Genomic DNA, 17,821 nt, shown 5'->3' on the forward strand with positions numbered 1-17,821 from the left:
TCCCGGCCGCCTCGGCCTGGGCCTCGGCCGCAGCGGGCTGAAGCCCCTGGGCTTCGCCGGGCTCCTTCGCTGCGTCCACCACGTCCTCGGCTCCGATCCTGGTCCAGCGGGGTCGGCCGCGGCCGCCCCTGTCGTCACGCTCCGTGCGTCTTGTTCTGTATTGTCCCGTGCGGCGCGGGCGGGTGCTCCGCGCACCCGCCCGCCGCGGCGGCGGGGATCAGCCCTGCTCGGCGGGGGCCTGCTCCCCCTCGGCACCGGGGCGGGCCACCAGCTCGACCTGGTCCACCGCGTTGCACCAGCGGCAGCGCACCGACTCGATCGTCTCGCTGAGCACCTCGGTCTCCTCGACCTTGGACTCGCCGGCCAGGTCGAAGTGCAGGAACTCGGTCACCCGCGCGGTGCGGGTCACGTCAAAGCGGGTGAGGTTGCCGCACAGGGTGCAGCGCCAGCGCGTCTCGGCGGTCAGGGCGGGGACGGTCATCGGGGGTCCTCTCGGGTGGTCCCTGGGTGGGCTAGGCGCTCCCCCCGGAGCCCCGGCATCGGCGGCGGGAGGCGGGAATGCCCGCCCCAAGCCTATTGCCTGGGGCAACCACCGCGGCCACCGGTCGCCTGAACTCCCCGGCTAGTCCACCTGCCGTAAACCACCGTGTCACCTGCGGCGCCCGGAGGGATGCTTGGCCGCATGGCGCTCGCGGTCCCCGACCACACCGCCGCCCGGGGCGGCCGCCCGGCGGTGCCCGTCCCGGTGGTCAGCTACGCCCTGATCGCCCTCAACACCCTGGTCTTCCTGCTCGGCCCCGCCGCCGGGCTCAACCCGCTGTACGGCACCGGCCAGGCCCGGGTCTGCTCGGAGCAGCGGTACGAGCAGCGCTGGGGCGCCGTCCCGGCCGAGGTGCTGGCCGGACGGCCGCTGACCGCCGAGCAACTGGCCGAGGCCCCCGACCCGGCCCCCGGCTGCCCGGCCGCCCCGACCCCGGGCAAGCACCCGGCCCTGTCCGTCCTCACCGGGCTGTTCCTGCACGCCGGCTGGCTGCACCTGCTGGGGAACCTGCTCTTCCTCCAGGTCTTCGGCCCCACCGTGGAACGGCGGCTCGGCCGGGCCAGGTACGTCCTCTTCTACCTGGCCGCCGGCAGCCTGACCACGTACGGCTTCGCGCTCGCCGAGGCGCACTCGCCGAACTCCACCCGGGTGCTCATCGGGGCCTCCGGGGCGATCTCGGCCGTCCTCGGTGCCTACCTACGCCTCCATCCCCGGGCCCGGGTGACGGCCCTCGTCCCGCTGCTCCTCTTCCTGCCGCTGCGCTTCCCCGCCTGGCTGGTGCTCGGCCTCTGGTTCGCCCTGCAATGGTGGTCGGTGCACTCGGCCGGCCCCGGGGTGGCCTACCTGGTCCACGTGATCGGCTTCTCGGCCGGGTTCCTCTACGCCTGCACCGCGGTCCGCCACCCCCCGAGACGACCGGGCCGACGCCCGATACGCTGGCGGCACCCCACAAAGGAGCCCGAACTGTGATCACCGCCATCGTCCTGATCAAGACCAGTGTCGACCGCATCCCGGAGATCGCCGAGTCCATCGCCGCCATCGAGGGCGTCAGCGAGGTCTACTCGGTGACCGGCGGCTACAACCTGGTGGCGATGGTGCGGGTGCGCCGGCACGACGACCTGGCCGAGGTCATCCCGGGCCGCCTCAACAAGGTCCCGGGCGTGGCCCACACCGAGACCCAGATCGCCTTCCGCACCTACTCCCAGCACGACCTGGAGGCCGCCTTCGCCCTCGGCCTGGACGAGTAGCGGTCAGCCCTCGCGCCGAGAGTCGGCGACACAACGCCCGCCCTCGTTGCGGTAGTTCCACGCCGCACCGTCCGTGACCAGCTCCCGGACGGCGGTCAGGAAGCGGTCGACGTGCTCGTCCGGCGTCCCGGCGCCGAAGCTCACCCGGATCGCGTTCAGGCTGCGCTCGCCCGGCAGCGAGGGCTCGGGCGCCCCGCACTCGGACGGCGCGACGTCCTCGTCCCCGAGCAGCGTGCGCACCAGCGGGTGGGCGCAGAACAGGCCGTCGCGCACCCCGATGCCGTACTCGGCGGACAGCGCGGCCGAGAAGTGCGAGCTGTTCCAGCCCCGGACGACGAAGGACAGCACGCCCACCCGGGCGGAGTCGGCCCCGAACAGGTTCAGCACCTTGACCTGCGGGATCTCGGCCAGCCCGGCCGTCAGCCGGGCGACCAGCTGCCGCTCGCGGGCCTCCAGCGCGTCGAAGCCCGCCTCGGTCAGCGCCCGGCAGGCCGAGGCGATCGCGTAGGCGCCGATGACGTTCGGCGAGCCGGCCTCGTGCCGGGCCGGGCCGGTGTGCCACTGCACGGCCACCGAGCCGTCGGCCTCCCGGGCCACCGTCCGGGTCGCCCCGCCGCCGGCCAGGTACGGCTCGGCCTCGTCCAGCCAGTCCGCCCGGCCGGCCAGCACCCCGGCGCCGAACGGCGCGTAGATCTTGTGGCCGGAGAAGGCGATCCAGTCGACGTCCAGTTCGCGCACCGAGACCCGGTGGTGCGGCGCCAGCTGGGCGGCGTCCAGCACCACCCGGGCGCCGTGCCGGTGCGCGGTCCCGGTCAGCTCGGCGACCGGCCACAGCTCGCCGGTCACGTTGGAGGCGCCGGTGACGCAGAGCAGCTTGGGGCCCTCGGGTGCCTCGGCGAGCGCGGCGTCCAGCGCGGCCACCGCCTCGGCCCGCGAGCGCGGCGCCCGCAGGTAGGTGACGTCCAGTCCGGCGTGCGCCCAGGGCAGCAGCGAGGCGTGGTGCTCGGTCTCGAAGGCGAACACCCGGGTGCCGGCCGGAACGGCGGCGGCCAGCAGGTTGAGCGAGTCGGTGGTGGCCCGGGTGAAGACCACCTGGTCGCCCTCGCGCAGGTCGAGGAACTCGCCGACGGTGCGGCGGCTCTGCTCGAACAGGTCGGTGGACAGCTGGGAGAGGTACCCGGCCCCGCGGTGGACGCTGCCGTAGTACGGCGCGTAGGCGGCGACGTCGTCCCACACCCGCTGGAGCGCCGGCGAGCTGGCCGCGTAGTCGAGTGCCGCGTAGCCGACCTTCTCACCACTGGCGAGCGGGACCTGGACGTCGGTGCCGAGGACGGCGAGCGGGGCGCAGATTTCGGTGGCGACGGGGGACATGGGGATGCACTCCTTCAAGGGGTAAGGGACCCCGGGAGTGTCATTCGTCCGGCGTCCGCGCTTGTCGCACGGACGGCTTGCCGTGACGACCCGGTCCTCACCCAGGGCACCCCGCCACGGACGGAGGGTTGCCGGACAGCAAGCTGGGGCTTCGCGCTGTCACTCATGACCTGGCGAAGACTCTAGGCCGCGCCCATCGGGCGGTCAAACGGGCGTCCGGCATCCGGACAGCGCGAGGGGCCCGCGGGAGGAGTTCCCGCGGGCCCCGTCAACTGCCGTGTCAGATCCGGCTGGTGGCCTCCGACCAACGCCGCAGCAGGTCTTGGGCCGCGCCGGAGTCGATCGCCCTGGCGGCCCGCTCCATGCCGGCCGCCAGCTGCTCGGCGAGCGGTGCGTCGCGCAGGTCGAGCGCGACCAGCGCCGCCGCCGTGTTCAGCAGGACGGCGTCCCGGACCGGCCCGTGCTCCCCTGCCAGCAGCCGCCGCGCGACCTCCGCGTTGTACGAGGCGTCCGCCCCGCGCAGCGCCTCGATGCCGACCAGCTCGATGCCGACGTCCCGCGGGTCGAAGGCGGTCCGGGTGACCACCCCTTCGCGCACCAGCCAGACCTGCGAGGTGGTGGTGATGGTCAGCTCGTCCAGTCCGTCGTCGCCGCGGAAGACCAGCGCCGTCGCACCCCGCTCGGCCAGCACCCCGGCGATCAGTCCGGCCAGCCGGGTGTCGAAGCAGCCGATGGCGTGCGCGGTGACCTTGGCCGGATTGGTCAGCGGGCCGAGGATGTTGAAGGAGGTCGGCACCCCGAGGTCGCGCCGCGCGGTGGCGGCGTGCCGCATCGAGGGGTGGAACTTCGCCGCGAAGCAGAAGGTGAGCCCGACCTCCTCGGCCACCTCGGCGACCCGCCGGGCGGAGAGGTCCAGCGCCACCCCGAGCTTCTCCAGCACGTCCGAGGAGCCGCTGCTCGAGGAGGCCGACCGGTTGCCGTGCTTGACCACCTTGGCGCCGGCGGCCGCCGCGACGATCGCGGACATGGTGGAGATGTTGACGGTCTTCGCCCGGTCGCCGCCGGTGCCGACGATGTCCACCGCCGGGCCGGGGATGTCCAGCGGCTCCGCGTGCGCGTACATCGCGTCGACCAGGCCGCCGATCTCCTCGACCGACTCGCCCTTGGCCCGCAGCGCGATCATGAACCCGGCCACCTGTACGGGGGACGCCTCGCCGCTCATGATCCGGTCCATCGCCCACGCGGTGGACGAGCGGTCGAGGTCCTCCCCCCGCAACAGCGCCGCCAGGAGGTCCGGCCAGGTGCGGACCACCTGCGCGGGGTCGCTACCGCCGTTCGCAGGGTTCACGTTCACCATGGCTGACTCCAGCTGTTGTCGGTTCCCCACTACGGGGGGACGTCCGTACGGATGGAGCCAGCCTATCGAGCGAAGCCTCCGCTTCTACCCCTGTCCTTTCCAGTTGCCGGGCCGCCTTCAGCGGACTGCCGGAGTCCGCTTCGCCAGTCGCGCCCGCAGCAGGGTGGCCGCCGCCTCGGCCAGCGCCACCGGCTCCACCGGGTGGGAGATGGCCGCGTCGGCCCGGCTCCAGGCGGCGAGCCAGGAGTCCTGCGGCCGGCCGATCAGCACCAGCACCGGCGGGCAGCCGTAGATCTCGTCCTTGAGCTGGCGCGCGAGGCCCAGCCCCCCGGCCGGAACGGCCTCACCGTCCAGCACGCAGAGGTCCACTCCCCCCTTCTCCAGTGCCTTGAGCACCGCGGGGGTGGTCGCGCACTCCAGGTAGGTCAGTTCCGGAAGGTCCTCGGCGGGCCGGCGGCCGAGCGCCGTCAGCACCTGCTCGCGGGTGTTGCGGTCGTCGCTGTAGACGAGGACGGTGAGCATCTCATCGGTCGTGTACGCCATGGGCCCTGCTCCCTCAAGTGTGATCCGGACCACGTTCGCCTGATCCGGATGCTACTCCCGATCACCCCCGCCGAGTCCTCCTCGTGCAGCTTCCCGGCCAACCGGGCCGCACCCCGGCTCACCCACCCGGAGGACGGCCCGTCACCCGATCCCGTCCGGTCCACCCGTACGGCCGACCCCGGGTCCCGTCCCCTACCTCCCGCGGCTGCTCCAGCCGTGCAACGACGCACCGGGCAACGGGGTCGCGGGCCCCTCCGAGGAACCATCAGAAAAGGGACACGCCGCTGCTCAGCCCCCATCCGGACCCCGCGCCGCCCCCCAAGCGGGCATACCGCACGCACCGGACACTCCGAGGGACACCCCCCGACGTGAAGACGGAATAAGGGACCGACATAATGTCCGTCGTGGCGACAGCAACAGCAGTAGAAACCGGGCACGCGCACGGATCGGTCAACCGGCCGAACATGGTCAGCGTCGGAACGATCGTCTGGCTCAGTTCCGAGTTGATGTTCTTCGCGGCCCTCTTCGCGATGTACTTCACGCTCCGCTCCGTCAAGGGGCCGGAGTTCTGGACCGAGAAGGCCCACGCCCTCAACGTGCCCTTCTCGTCGGTCAACACCACGATCCTGGTGCTCTCCTCGCTCACCTGCCAGCTCGGCGTGTTCGCCGCCGAGCGGGGTGACGTGAAGAAGCTCCGGGCGTGGTTCATCCTCACGTTCGCCATGGGCGCGGTCTTCATCGGCGGCCAGGTCTTCGAGTACACCGAGCTGGTCAAGAAGGACGGCCTCTCGCTGTCCTCCGACCCGTACGGCACGGTGTTCTACCTGACCACCGGCTTCCACGGGCTGCACGTGACGGGTGGTCTGATCGCCTTCCTGCTGGTCCTGGGACGGACGTACGCAGCCAAGCGCTTCACGCACGAGCAGGCCACCGCCGCGATCGTCGTGTCGTACTACTGGCACTTCGTCGACGTCGTGTGGATCGGCCTGTTCGCGACCATCTACCTGATCAAGTAACCAGCTGATCAGGTCGCTGGCCACCGGCTGCGGCCCCCGCCCTCACCGGCGACGGGCCGCTTCTGCCGGTGCCGACGCTCCCACCGACCGACCGCGCGCGCAGCCCTAGACAGGCAGCCTCGTGCCGGCCAGACCGGCCGCCGGGTGCACCCACCAGTCGACCAGATCCTGACACCGGGGTTATTCCGTGAAAAAGCTCTCCGCACGACGGCGCCACCCATTGGCGGCGCTGGTCGTCCTACTTCTCGCCCTGGCGGCAACCGGGGGGCTGTACGCCGCGTTCGCGCCCGCCGACAAGGCGCAGGCCGACGTCGCCGCGCAGTCGCTCGCGATCGATGAGGGCAAGAAGCTCTTCGCCGTGGGCTGCTCCTCCTGCCACGGCCTGAACGGCCAGGGCAGCAGTGACGGTCCGAGCCTGGTCGGCGTCGGCTCCGCCGCCGTCGACTTCCAGGTCGGCACCGGCCGCATGCCCGCCCAGCAGCCCGGCGCGCAGGTCCCGCGCAAGAAGAACATCTACACGCAGGCCGAGATCGACCAGCTCGCCGCCTACGTCGCCTCCCTCGGTCCCGGCCCGGTGACCCCGACGGAGGAGCAGTTCACCTCGACCAACCCCGAGGACATCTCCAAGGGTGGCGAGCTGTTCCGCACCAACTGCGCCCAGTGCCACAACTTCGCCGGCCAGGGTGGTGCCCTGACCAAGGGCAAGTACGCCCCGTCGCTGGAGGGCGTGGACGCCAAGCACATCTACGAGGCCATGCAGACCGGCCCGCAGAACATGCCGTCGTTCCCGGACACCACCATGCCCGAGGAGCAGAAGAAGCAGATCGTGGCCTTCGTCCGCCACACCACCAACGATGAGCCCAACCCCGGCGGTCTCACCCTGGGCAGCCTCGGTCCGGTGACCGAGGGCCTGTTCGGCTGGATCTTCGGCCTCGGCACGCTCATCGCGGTCGCGATCTGGGTCGCCGCCCACACCACCAAGGCCAAGAAGTCATGAGCCACGACATGTCAGAAGAGAAGCTCCCGGAGCCGCACGGCTCCGCCGGCGAGGTGGCCGACCACGGCAGCCCGTTCGCCGACCCGGGCCTGCCGGCCCACGAGCCCCGTCGCACCGACATCGACGAGCGGGCCGCCAAGCGCGCCGAGCGCCAGGTCTCGCTGATGTTCGTGATCTCGATGCTCGCCACCGTCGGCTTCATCGCCTCGTACGTGGCCATCGACCCGGACAAGATCGTCTACATCTTCCCGCTCGGTCACGTCAGCGCGCTGAACTTCGCGCTCGGCCTGACCCTGGGCGTGGCGCTGTTCATGATCGGCGCGGGCGCGGTCCACTGGGCCCGCACCCTGATGTCGGACGTCGAGATGCCGTCCGAGCGTCACCCGATCGAGGCCTCCGACGAGGTCCGCGCGGACGTCATCGAGCAGTTCAAGACCGGTGCCGCCGAGTCCGGCTTCGGCCGCCGCAAGATGATCCGCAACACCCTGATCGGCTCCATGGCGCTGGTCCCGCTCTCCGGCGTGGTCCTGCTCCGTGACCTGGGCCCGCTTCCCGAGAAGAAGCTCAAGGAGACCGGTTGGAAGGAGGCGACCGAGACCAAGCCGCTGGCGCTCATCAACATGAACACCATGCAGCCGATGAAGCCCGAGGACATCGTCGTCGGCTCGCTCACCTTCGCCATGCCCGAGGGCCTGTCCACGCACGACGAGGACTTCCAGCAGCGGATCGCCAAGGACGCCCTGATGCTGGTCCGGATCGCGCCCGAGGACATCAAGGACGAGAAGTCCAAGGACCTCGGCTTCGAGGGCATCCTGGCCTACTCCAAGATCTGCACCCACGTCGGCTGCCCGATCAGCCTGTACGAGCAGCAGACCCACCACGCGCTCTGCCCCTGCCACCAGTCGACCTTCGACCTGGCGGACGGCGCCCGCGTCATCTTCGGCCCGGCCGGCCACCCGCTGCCGCAGCTGAAGATCATCACTGACGAGAAGGGCAACCTGGTCGCCACCGGCGACTTCGATGAGCCCGTCGGCCCGAGCTACTGGGAGCGTGCTCGATGAGTAGCGCGAGCAGCACCACGACCGGTGCCGCCAAGCCCTCCAGCACGCGTGAGAAGCCCGCCAACAAGTGGGAAGCCGCGGCTGACTGGACTGACGGCCGGCTGGGGATCTACTCCCTCGCCAAGGCCAACCTGCGGAAGATCTTCCCGGACCACTGGTCCTTCATGCTGGGCGAGATCTGCCTCTACACGTTCGTCATCATCATCCTGACCGGTGTCTACCTGACGCTGTTCTTCAAGCCCTCGATGGCCGAGGTCGTCTACGAGGGCTCGTACGTGCCCCTCAAGGGCATCCCGATGTCGGAGGCCTACGCCTCCACGGTGGACATCAGCTTCGAGGTCCGCGGCGGTCTGCTGATCCGTCAGATCCACCACTGGGCCGCCCTGGTCTTCGTGGCCGCGATGCTCGTCCACATGATGCGCGTGTTCTTCACCGGCGCGTTCCGCAAGCCGCGTGAGATCAACTGGGTCTTCGGCTTCCTGCTGCTGGTCCTGGGCATGTTCGACGGCTTCTTCGGCTACTCCCTGCCGGACGACCTGCTGTCGGGCACCGGTATCCGCTTCATGGAAGGCGCGATCCTCGCCGTCCCGCTGATCGGCACCTACGTCCAGATGTTCCTGTTCGGGGGCGAGTTCCCCGGCCACGACATCGTGCCGCGGTTCTTCACCATCCACGTGCTGCTGATCCCGGGCATCATGCTCGGCCTGCTGGTGGCGCACCTGATCCTGGTCTTCTACCACAAGCACACCCAGTGGGCGGGCCCGGGCAAGACCGAGAAGAACGTCGTCGGCATGCCGCTGATGCCGGTCTACATGGCCAAGGCCGGTGGCTTCTTCTTCCTGGTGTTCGGCCTCATCGCCGTCGTCTCGGCGATCGCCACGATCAACCCGATCTGGGCGTACGGCCCGTACCGTCCGGACCAGGTCTCCACGGACGCCCAGCCCGACTGGTACATGGGCTTCTCCGAGGGTCTGATCCGTGTCATGCCGGGCTGGGAGATCAGCGTCTGGGGCGGCCACACCCTCAACCTGGGTGTCATGGTCCCGCTGGCGATCTTCCCGCTGGTCCTGGTCTCGATCGCGGCCTACCCGTTCATCGAGGGCTGGATCACCGGTGACAAGCGCGAGCACCACATTCTGGACCGCCCGCGCAACGCCCCGGTCCGCACCGCCCTGGGCGCCGCCTGGATCAGCCTCTACCTGATCCTGCTGATGGCCGGTGGCAACGACCTGTTCGCCACCCACCTGCACCTGTCGATCAACTCGGTGACCTACTTCGTCCGCGTCGGCTTCTTCGTCGTCCCGGTCGTGGTCTTCATCGTGACCAAGCGCTGGTGCCTCGGCCTCCAGCGCCGCGACAAGGAGAAGGTGCTGCACGGCCGCGAGACCGGCGTCATCAAGCGCCTGCCGCACGGCGAGTTCATCGAGGTGCACGCCCAGCTGCCGCAGCAGGACCTGTACAAGCTCACCGCGCACGACCAGAACCAGCCGGTCGAGCTGCCGGCCCAGACGGACGAGAACGGCGTGGCCCGCAAGGCCGGCGTCCTCACCCGCACCCGGGCCAAGCTCTCCCGCGGCTTCTACGGCGAGGGCAGCCAGATCCCCAAGCCGACCGCCGAGGAGCACCACGAGATCACCAGCGGCCACGGCCACCACTGATCCCGTAGGCACCACCGAGTCACCCCGAGGGCCGCTGACCAGAGTTCTTCTGGTCGGCGGCCCTCGGGCTTTCCCGTACCCGCCCGCGTCACCAGGAGCCCCCGTGCAGCTCTCCGTCGACCCCGCCTCGGCCACTCCCCCGTACGAGCAGATCCGCGCCCAGATCGCCGAGCGGGCCCGCTCCGGCGAACTGCCGACCGGGCTGCGGCTGCCCACCGTCCGGGCCCTGGCCGAGGAGCTGGGGCTGGCCGCCGGGACGGTCGCCCGGGCCTACCGCGAGCTGGAGGCGGACGGCGTCGTGGAGACCCACGGCCGGCGCGGCACGCTGATCGCCGCCACCGGGGACACCGCCCACCGACTGGCCGCCGAGGCCGCCGCCGAGTACGCCGCCCGCGCGCACCGCCTGGGCATCTCCCACGCCGACGCCCTGGCCGCCGTGGACACCGCGCTGCGGCTGGCCTACCCGGAGCTCTGACGGGCCCGTCAGAGCTCCGGACGGATCATCCCCGCGGCGGGGGCCTGGGAGACCGGTGAGGTGGTGCTGACGGGCTGTCCGGAGGCGCTGTGCTTGACCCACTCCGTCCAGGCCACGTTCCAGTCCCCGAAGCCGTTGCCGAAGGGCTCCATCGGGCCGCCGAGGCTGTTCACCACCGTCACCAGGTCCCCCACCCTGGTGTGCTGGTAGAACCACTCGGCGTTGTCGGTGCTCATGCCGGTACAGCCGTGGCTGACGTTCTCGACGCCCTGCGAGCCGACCGACCAGGGCGCGGCGTGGACGTACTCGCCGCTCCAGGTCACCCGGGTGGCCCACTTCACGTCGAGGTCGTACGACTCCGCGCTGCCCGCCGCTATGCCGATGGTCTCGCCGTTCATCCGGACCGAGCGCTCCTGGCCGAGCACCACCTTGATGCCGTTGCGGGTGTCGAAGCCGGGCTTGCCGGTGGTGACCGGGATGGTCCGCAGCACCTCGCCGTCACGCTTCAGGGTGAGCTCGTGGGTCCCCGCGTCGATCACCGACTCCACCCGCTCGCCGATCCGCAGCTTCAGCGAGCTGCGGTCACCGCCGTAGAGGCCGTCGGCGATCCGGCTGCCGGTGCCGTCGAAGGCCAGCGAGACGGTCGTCCCGGCCGGCCAGTAGGCCTCCGGGCGGAAGTGCAGGTTCTTGTCGTCCACCCAGTACCAGGCGCCGGTGACGGCGGGCTGGGAGCCGACGGTCAGCACGTGCTCGACCTCCAGGCGGGCCTGCGGGTCCTTCACGGCCTCGGAGAGCTGCACGGTGAGCGGCTGGCCCACCCCGTAGACGCCGCTGCCGGAGGAGTCCGGGCCGAGCTTGGCGGTGAGCAGGCGCTGGCCGGGGAGGGTCCTGAAGTTCGCCGTGGTGTCGCCGCGGCCGCCCTTGCCGTCGTCGGCGGAGATCCGCACGGCGTACGCGGTGGCGGCCTTCAGCCGGCCGGTGGTCTGCCAGCTGCGCTGGTCCTCGGCGAGCTTTCCGGCGACCACCCGGCCGTCCGGGCCGACCACGGTGACGTCGGTGAGCCGGCTGTCCTTGACGGCGGTCACGGTGACCGGCTGGGACGGGTCGACCTTGTCCTTCGCGGAGAGGTGGACCAGTGGGGCCGCGTCGATCCGGTGCGGTCCGACGGGCTCCTCCTCCCCGGCCGTGCAGGCGGCCAGGGGGGCCAGCACCGCGAGGGCCAGCGAGATGCCGCCGAGAGTTGCGATTCCCCGCCTGTCGGCCATGACCGCCTCCGAAGGTTCGCACGATTGATCAGATCGTAGGAACGCCATCTGGTGGAGCGACATCCGGGGGACTTCCGATTCACCCACCGGAGTGAGTCCGTCACCCTGGAGGATGCAGCAGGGCCGGTCCTCCCGTGCGGGAGGACCGGCCCTGGTGCCGGAAAGCGGGAACCCTACTGGTTCTGGTTCTCGCCCCGGTAGAACTCGAAGACCCATCCGAAGATGCCGATCATGATGATCGGGGCGGCCCAGAACATCAGCCACCAGCCGAAGATCACGCCCAGGAAGGCGAGCGCGCCACCGAGCGCCAGCGAGAGCGGCTGCCAGCTGTGCGGGGCGAAGAAGCCCAGCTCGCCGGAGTCGTCCGCGACCTCGGCCTCGGGGTTGTCACCCGCGCCGCTGTCCACCCGGCGGGCGGTGAAGGCGAGGTAGTACCCGATGAACGCGCAGAGGCCGAAGGCCAGGAACAGCGCGGTGGTACCGGCGGCCTCGATGCCGAGGTCCGAGTGGTTGGTCCACAGACCGTAGGTCAGGGCCATCGCCAGCACGAAGACCGACAGGCCCAGGAAGATCTTTCCCTGTTCCTTCATCAGGCGTCGCCCTCCTTGTTGCCCTTGTCCAGCTTCGGGGCGTCGTACTTCGCCGGGGTCACGCCGGCGAGGTGCTTGGCCGGCTCACCGTGGTTCTCCAGGTAGTCCAGCGCGGCGATCTCCGGGTGGTGGAGGTCGAAGGCCGGGGATTCGGAGCGGATCCGCGGGAGCGTGAGGAAGTTGTGCCGCGGCGGCGGGCAGGAGGTCGCCCACTCCAGCGAGCGGCCGAAGCCCCACGGGTCGTCCACGGCGACCTTCTCGCCGTACTTGGCGGTCTTCCAGACGTTGTAGAGGAACGGCAGGATCGACAGGCCGAGCACGAAGGAGCCGATGGTCGAGACGGTGTTCAGGGTGGTGAAGCCGTCCGCGGCCAGGTAGTCGGCGTAGCGGCGGGGCATGCCCTCCGCGCCGAGCCAGTGCTGCACCAGGAAGGTGGTGTGGAAGCCGACGAACAGCGTCCAGAAGGTGATCTTGCCGAGGCGCTCGTCCAGCATCTTGCCGGTCATCTTCGGCCACCAGAAGTGGAAGCCGGCGAACATCGCGAAGACGACGGTGCCGAAGACCACGTAGTGGAAGTGGGCGACGACGAAGTACGAGTCCGAGACGTGGAAGTCGATCGGCGGGGAGGCCAGCAGAACACCCGTCAGACCACCGAAGAGGAAGGTGACCAGGAAGCCGACCGTCCAGAGCATCGGGGTCTCGAAGCTCAGCGAGCCCTTCCACATGGTGCCGACCCAGTTGAAGAACTTCACACCGGTCGGGACCGCGATCAGGAAGGTCATGAACGAGAAGAACGGCAGCAGTACCTGCCCGGTGACGTACATGTGGTGCGCCCACACCGTCACGGACAGACCGGCGATCGCGATGGTGGCCGCGATCAGGCCGGAGTAGCCGAACATCGGCTTGCGGCTGAAGACCGGGATGATCTCGGACACGATGCCGAAGAACGGCAGCGCGATGATGTACACCTCGGGGTGGCCGAAGAACCAGAACAGGTGCTGCCAGAGCATCGCCCCGCCGTTGGCCGGGTCGAAGACGTGGGCACCGAACTTGCGGTCCGCCTCCAGGGCGAACAGCGCGGCGGCCAGCACCGGGAAGGCCAGCAGGACCAGCACCGAGGTCAGCAGGACGTTCCAGACGAAGATCGACATCCGGAACATCGTCATGCCGGGAGCGCGCATGCAGATGATCGTGGTGATGAAGTTGACCGCACCGAGGATCGTGCCGAAGCCGGAGAAGGCCAGACCCATGATCCACATGTCGCCGCCGATGCCGGGCGAGTGCACGGCGTCGGACAGCGGGGAGTAGGCGAACCAACCGAAGTCGGCGGCGCCGTTCGGGGTGACGAAGCCCGCCACCGCGATGGTCGAACCGAAGAGGTACAGCCAGTACGCGAACATGTTCAGACGCGGGAACGCCACGTCCGGGGCGCCGATCTGGAGCGGCATGATCCAGTTCGCGAAGCCGGCGAAGAGCGGCGTCGCGAACATCAGCAGCATGATCGTGCCGTGCATCGTGAACGCCTGGTTGAACTGCTCGTTCGACAGGATCTGGGTCCCGGGACGAGCCAGCTCGGCGCGCATGACCAGGGCGAGGATGCCACCGATCAGGAAGAAGGCGAACGACGTGGCCAGGTACAGCGTGCCGATCGTCTTGTGGTCAGTGGTGGTCATCCACTTGATGATGGTCGAACCCGGCTTCCGGGTCCGCTGCGCCCCGACCGTGACGGCCTCGGCGCCCCCGCCGGCCGCGGCGGGCTCGTTGAGGATTGTCACTTCTCTTCACTTCCCATGGTGATCAGGCCGGAGGGCACCGCACCGTTCTGGCCCTTGGCGCGAAGCTCGGCCAGGTGCTTGTCGTAGTCGGCACGGTCGACGACCTTGACGTTGAACAGCATGCGCGAGTGGTCGACGCCGCAGAGCTCGGCACACTTGCCCATGTACTCGCCCTTGACGGTCGGCGTGACCTCGAACTTGTTCACCACGCCCGGCACGACGTCCATCTTCATCATGAAGTTGACGGGCCAGAAGTCATGGATGACATCACGCGAGGTGAGGCGGAACTGCACCTTCTCGTTGACCGGCAGCCAGAGCGTCGGAGCGTCCTTGGGCGTACCGACCTCGTACGCGGCGTCCTTGTTGGCCGGGTCGGGGGTCTCGGTGTTCTCGTAGTTGAACGCCCAGCTCCACTGGAAGCCGACCACGTTGACGTAGTGCTGCGGCTTCTCGGAGACCTGCGTCAGCTTCGACTCGTCGCGGGCGACGAAGTAGAAGAGGACCGAGACGATGATGATGGGGACCGCGGTGTAGAGCGCCTCGATGGGCACGTTGTACCGGGTCTGCGGGGGGATCTCCACACCGGTGCGCTTGCGCCGGTGGAAGATCACGCTCCAGATGATCAGACCCCACATCAGTACGCCGACCACCAGCGCCGCGATCCAGGAGCCCTGCCACATCCGGAGGACCATGGGCCCTTCCTCGGTGACGGGGCTCGGGAGGCCAAGCCTGGGGAGGTCGTTGGCCGAGCAGCCGGTGGCGGTCGCGATGACGAGGCCCAGTGCCAGCGCCTGAGGCAGCTTCCGCCGCATCGTGCGCCGCGGCGAGCGGTCGGAGCCGTTGGGACTCACGTAGCGCCTTCCCGAAGTCTCGCCCGCCTTCGCGTCGCCCCGGGGAGGAGTGTGAGCCTCCCCGGCGACCCGTCCACGGGCACGGTTTGAATGCTTATGCGGGCCAAACCCTACTCCAGCCTTATGCGCTCCTGACGGGCAGCCCCCGGTAACGCGCCGCCTGCTAGCCCGATCAGGCCCGGCAGGGGCTGCGTCGCAGGTCATCGCAGGCATTCGAGGTCCGTACGCCCGATCGGGGGATGACCTCGGACGACACCCGTGACGGCCCGTCGGGCGCGGACGAAGCGGACATTCGGGATGATCGACTGACGGCGGGTGAGTCGCGCGGTCGGACCGGGTCGCGGACCGGGTGTGTCGTTAAATGTGACCGTGTACTTCGACGTGGCCTCGACGGCCCCCCTGCACCCCGTCGCGCGGCAGGCCCTGACCGCCGCCCTGGACGAGGGCTGGGCCGATCCGGCCCGGCTGTACCGCTCCGGCCGGCAGGCCCGGATGCTGCTGGACGCCGCCCGCGAGACGGTCGCCGCGGTGCTGGGCGCGCGGGCCGACGAGATCGCCTTCACCGCGAGTGGCACCCAGGCCGTCCAACTGGGCCTGCTGGGCGCCCTGGCCGGGAACCGGCGGCGCGGCGGCCACTTCGTGCACTCCGCGGTGGAGCACTCCAGCGTGCTGCACGTCGCCGAGCGCCAGCTGGCGGGCGGGGGCGAGGTCTCGGTGGCGCCGGTGGACCGGGGCGGCCGGGTCGACCCGGCGGCGCTCGGCGCGCTGCTGCGCCCGGACACCGCGCTGGCCGCGGTGCAGAGCGCCAACCACGAGGTCGGGACGGTGCAGCCGGTCGGCGAGGTCGCCGCGCTGTGCGCCGAGGCCGGCGTCCCGCTGCTGGTGGACGCGGCGCAGAGCGCCGGACGGTTGGACGTCCCGGCGGGCTGGTCGCTGCTGACGGCGAGCGCCCACAAGTGGGGCGGCCCGCCCGGGGTCGGGGTGCTGGCGGTGCGCAAGGGCGTCCGGTACGCCTCGCCGCTGCCGGCCGACGAGCGCGAGGGCGGCCGGGTGCCCGGCTACGTCAACGTCCCGGCGATCGTGGCCGCGGCCGCCTCGCTGCGCGCCGTACGGGCCGAGGCCGAACGGGAGAACGCCCGGCTGCACGCACTGGTCGAACGGATCCGCACCCGGGTGCCGCGGCTGGTGCCCGAGGTCGAGGTGGTCGGCGACCCGGTGCGGCGGCTGCCGCACATCGTCACCTTCTCCTGCCTGTACGTGGACGGGGAGGTGCTGCTGACCGAGCTGGACCGGGCGGGCTTCGCGGTCTCCTCCGGCTCCTCCTGCACTTCGTCCACGTTGACGCCCAGCCATGTGCTGGCGGCGATGGGAGTGCTCACCGAGGGGAACGTGCGGGTCTCGCTGCCGTACGGAACGGCCGAGGCCGACGTGGAGCGCTTCCTCGCGGTGCTGCCGGACGTGGTGGCCGGCGTCCGGGCGCCGCTCGGGCTGGACCTGCCGGCGCCGGCGGCGCCCGTGGAGGTCACCGGCGCCGAGCCTCCTGAGGTGGGCGGGCGAGTCACCCCGCCCCGAGCCGAAGGGCGCGCCGGTGCCGAAAGTGAGGAGCGACAAGCGACCGACGAAGGAGGGAGTGCCGGAGCGACGAGTGTCGGCACCGGGTCCGAGCGCCCGGAGGCGAGCGGGCGAGTCACGGTCATCGACGCCTTGGGCAAGCGCTGCCCGCTGCCGGTGATCGAGCTGGCGAAGCGGATCGGCGAGGTGCCGCCGGGCGGCACGGTCGTCGTGCTGGCGGACGACGACGCGGCCCGGCTGGACATCCCGGCCTGGTGCGGGATGCGCGGGCAGGAGTACGCGGGCGAGGCCCCGGCCGCCGAGTACGGCGGCGACCGGGGCTCGGCCTACCTCGTGGTGCGCCGCTCCTGAGCGGGGCGGACTACTTGACCAGGCGCGCGGCGATCTCGCCGGCCGCCTCGGCGCCGTAGGCCTCCTCGAAGCGCTTCAGGAAGGTGGCCGGGCGCAGCTCGTACTCCTGGGTGCCGACGGTCTCGATCACCAGGGTGGCGAGCATGCAGCCGAGCTGGGCGGAACGCTCAAGGTCGAGGTCCCAGGACAGGCCCGCCAGGAAGCCGGCGCGGAAGGCGTCGCCGACGCCGGTCGGGTCGACCTTGGCCTCCTCCTTGGCGCAGCCGACCAGGATCGGCGCCTCGCCCTTGCGCTCGATCCGCACGCCCTTGCTGCCCAGGGTGGTGACCCGGGTGCCGACGCGGGTGAGCAGTTCCTCGGCGCCCCAGCCGGTCTTGCTCTCGATCAGCGCGGCCTCGTACTCGTTGGTGAAGAGGTACGCGGCGCCGTCCACGATCTCGCGGATGTCGTCGCCCTCCAGGCGGGCCAGCTGCTGGGAGGGGTCGGCGGCGAAGGCGTAGCCGCGGGTGCGGCACTCCTGGGTGTGGCGGACCATGCCCTGCGGGTCGTCGGCGCCGATCAGGACGAGGTCCAGGCCGCCGACGCGGTCGGCGATCGGCTTCAGCTCGATGTTGCGGGCCTCGGCCATGGCGCCGGTGTAGAACGAGGCGATCTGGTTGTGGTCCTCGTCCGTGGTGCACATGAAGCGCGCGGTGTGGCGGGTCTCGGAGATGTGGACGGAGTCGCAGTCCACACCGTTGCGCTCGAGCCAGCTGCGGTACTCGGCGAAGTCCGCGCCTGCGGCGCCGACCAGGACGGGGCGCAGGCCGAGGACCCCCATGCCGAAGGCGATGTTCGGCGCGACGCCGCCGCGGCGGATGTCCAGGGCGTCGACCAGGAAGGACAGCGACACGGTGTGCAGCTGCTCGGCGACGAGCTGGTCGGCGAACCGACCCGGGAACGTCATCAGGTGGTCGGTGGCGATCGAGCCGGCGACGGCGATACGCACGGAAGGTCTCCTCAGGGTGGCTGCTGGGCCAGCGGGCAGGCGGGGATGAACCCACCCACGGTACCCGGCCCCGGGGAGCGCCCAGGCAGGAGTGCCGCAAGTTGCCGCCCGTAAGGCCAGGGTGGCACCCGTTGCCCCCCAACGTGTACTACCTCCCGGTAGC

General features: G+C 70.6%; 17 protein-coding genes and 1 riboswitch. Of the genes, 8 read left to right on the top strand and 9 right to left on the bottom strand.

Annotated elements, in window-relative coordinates; genetic code table 11:
• Positions 1–217: 217 nt before the first annotated feature.
• A complete protein-coding gene (locus tag ACZ5OX_RS03455; RefSeq protein ID WP_360353827.1) occupies positions 218–481 on the bottom strand; it encodes a hypothetical protein in 264 nt (87 codons plus the stop codon).
• Between the two features lie 201 nt (positions 482–682).
• Here ACZ5OX_RS03455 and ACZ5OX_RS03460 point away from each other — a divergent pair, with 201 nt between their 5' ends.
• Positions 683–1,510, top strand: a complete 828-nt coding sequence (locus tag ACZ5OX_RS03460) for a rhomboid family intramembrane serine protease (RefSeq protein WP_465628543.1) — start codon at positions 683–685, stop codon at positions 1,508–1,510.
• Positions 1,507–1,788 carry an Lrp/AsnC family transcriptional regulator gene (locus ACZ5OX_RS03465; protein WP_224278336.1) on the top strand — a complete coding sequence of 94 codons (282 nt, stop codon included), beginning with the start codon at positions 1,507–1,509 and terminating at the stop codon, positions 1,786–1,788. The genes ACZ5OX_RS03460 and ACZ5OX_RS03465 overlap by 4 nt, the downstream gene beginning before the upstream one ends.
• A gap of 3 nt (positions 1,789–1,791) precedes the next feature.
• Here the strand turns inward: ACZ5OX_RS03465 and ACZ5OX_RS03470 are convergent, their stop codons facing one another.
• From ACZ5OX_RS03470 to ACZ5OX_RS03480, 3 genes are all read right to left on the bottom strand, one after another.
• On the bottom strand, positions 1,792–3,159 hold the full coding sequence (locus ACZ5OX_RS03470; RefSeq protein ID WP_465628544.1) for an aminotransferase class V-fold PLP-dependent enzyme: 1,368 nt from the start codon (positions 3,157–3,159) through the stop codon (positions 1,792–1,794).
• A gap of 52 nt (positions 3,160–3,211) precedes the next feature.
• Positions 3,212–3,330, bottom strand: a riboswitch (SAM riboswitch).
• Between the two features lie 109 nt (positions 3,331–3,439).
• The gene (gene trpD / locus ACZ5OX_RS03475; RefSeq protein ID WP_465628545.1) at positions 3,440–4,516 is read right to left on the bottom strand and encodes an anthranilate phosphoribosyltransferase; all 1,077 of its coding nucleotides are present in this window, start codon (positions 4,514–4,516) and stop codon (positions 3,440–3,442) included.
• Between the two features lie 117 nt (positions 4,517–4,633).
• Entirely contained in the window at positions 4,634–5,059 is a 426-nt protein-coding gene (locus tag ACZ5OX_RS03480; protein ID WP_402405385.1) for a response regulator, read from the bottom strand.
• A 395-nt stretch (positions 5,060–5,454) separates the two neighbouring features.
• Here ACZ5OX_RS03480 and ctaE point away from each other — a divergent pair, with 395 nt between their 5' ends.
• From ctaE to ACZ5OX_RS03505, 5 genes are all read left to right on the top strand, one after another.
• Positions 5,455–6,075 (top strand): aa3-type cytochrome oxidase subunit III, encoded by a 621-nt coding sequence (ctaE, locus tag ACZ5OX_RS03485; protein WP_049651835.1) that lies wholly within the window; start codon positions 5,455–5,457, stop codon positions 6,073–6,075.
• Between the two features lie 187 nt (positions 6,076–6,262).
• Positions 6,263–7,072 (top strand): cytochrome bc1 complex diheme cytochrome c subunit, encoded by an 810-nt coding sequence (gene qcrC, locus ACZ5OX_RS03490; RefSeq protein WP_360353819.1) that lies wholly within the window; start codon positions 6,263–6,265, stop codon positions 7,070–7,072.
• Between the two features lie 8 nt (positions 7,073–7,080).
• The gene (qcrA, locus tag ACZ5OX_RS03495) at positions 7,081–8,133 is read left to right on the top strand and encodes a cytochrome bc1 complex Rieske iron-sulfur subunit (protein ID WP_449790746.1); all 1,053 of its coding nucleotides are present in this window, start codon (positions 7,081–7,083) and stop codon (positions 8,131–8,133) included.
• The gene (gene qcrB / locus ACZ5OX_RS03500; protein WP_449807199.1) at positions 8,130–9,791 is read left to right on the top strand and encodes a cytochrome bc1 complex cytochrome b subunit; all 1,662 of its coding nucleotides are present in this window, start codon (positions 8,130–8,132) and stop codon (positions 9,789–9,791) included. The genes qcrA and qcrB overlap by 4 nt, the downstream gene beginning before the upstream one ends.
• 103 nt (positions 9,792–9,894) lie before the next feature.
• Entirely contained in the window at positions 9,895–10,266 is a 372-nt protein-coding gene (locus ACZ5OX_RS03505; RefSeq protein ID WP_465628546.1) for a GntR family transcriptional regulator, read from the top strand.
• A gap of 8 nt (positions 10,267–10,274) precedes the next feature.
• On the opposite strand, the gene ACZ5OX_RS03510 is transcribed toward ACZ5OX_RS03505, so the two are convergent.
• The 4 genes from ACZ5OX_RS03510 to ctaC all read right to left on the bottom strand — a co-directional run bounded on the left by ACZ5OX_RS03510 (position 10,275) and on the right by ctaC (position 14,747).
• Positions 10,275–11,531 carry a L,D-transpeptidase gene (locus ACZ5OX_RS03510; protein WP_465628547.1) on the bottom strand — a complete coding sequence of 419 codons (1,257 nt, stop codon included), beginning with the start codon at positions 11,529–11,531 and terminating at the stop codon, positions 10,275–10,277.
• A gap of 173 nt (positions 11,532–11,704) precedes the next feature.
• A complete protein-coding gene (locus ACZ5OX_RS03515) occupies positions 11,705–12,121 on the bottom strand; it encodes a cytochrome c oxidase subunit 4 (RefSeq protein ID WP_392869420.1) in 417 nt (138 codons plus the stop codon).
• Complete coding sequence (gene ctaD, locus ACZ5OX_RS03520) at positions 12,121–13,896, bottom strand: aa3-type cytochrome oxidase subunit I (protein ID WP_449790750.1); 1,776 nt, start codon at positions 13,894–13,896, stop codon at positions 12,121–12,123. The genes ACZ5OX_RS03515 and ctaD overlap by 1 nt, the downstream gene beginning before the upstream one ends.
• On the bottom strand, positions 13,893–14,747 hold the full coding sequence (ctaC, locus tag ACZ5OX_RS03525) for an aa3-type cytochrome oxidase subunit II (RefSeq protein WP_392869423.1): 855 nt from the start codon (positions 14,745–14,747) through the stop codon (positions 13,893–13,895). The genes ctaD and ctaC overlap by 4 nt, the downstream gene beginning before the upstream one ends.
• 363 nt (positions 14,748–15,110) lie before the next feature.
• On the opposite strand from ctaC, the gene ACZ5OX_RS03530 reads away from it, so the two are divergent.
• Entirely contained in the window at positions 15,111–16,670 is a 1,560-nt protein-coding gene (locus ACZ5OX_RS03530; RefSeq protein WP_465628548.1) for an aminotransferase class V-fold PLP-dependent enzyme, read from the top strand.
• Between the two features lie 10 nt (positions 16,671–16,680).
• Here ACZ5OX_RS03530 and ACZ5OX_RS03535 read toward each other — a convergent pair whose 3' ends face one another.
• Entirely contained in the window at positions 16,681–17,658 is a 978-nt protein-coding gene (locus ACZ5OX_RS03535) for a carbohydrate kinase family protein (protein WP_402405398.1), read from the bottom strand.
• Positions 17,659–17,821 lie beyond the last annotated feature (163 nt).

This window comes from Kitasatospora sp. NPDC032121, assembly GCF_055580145.1.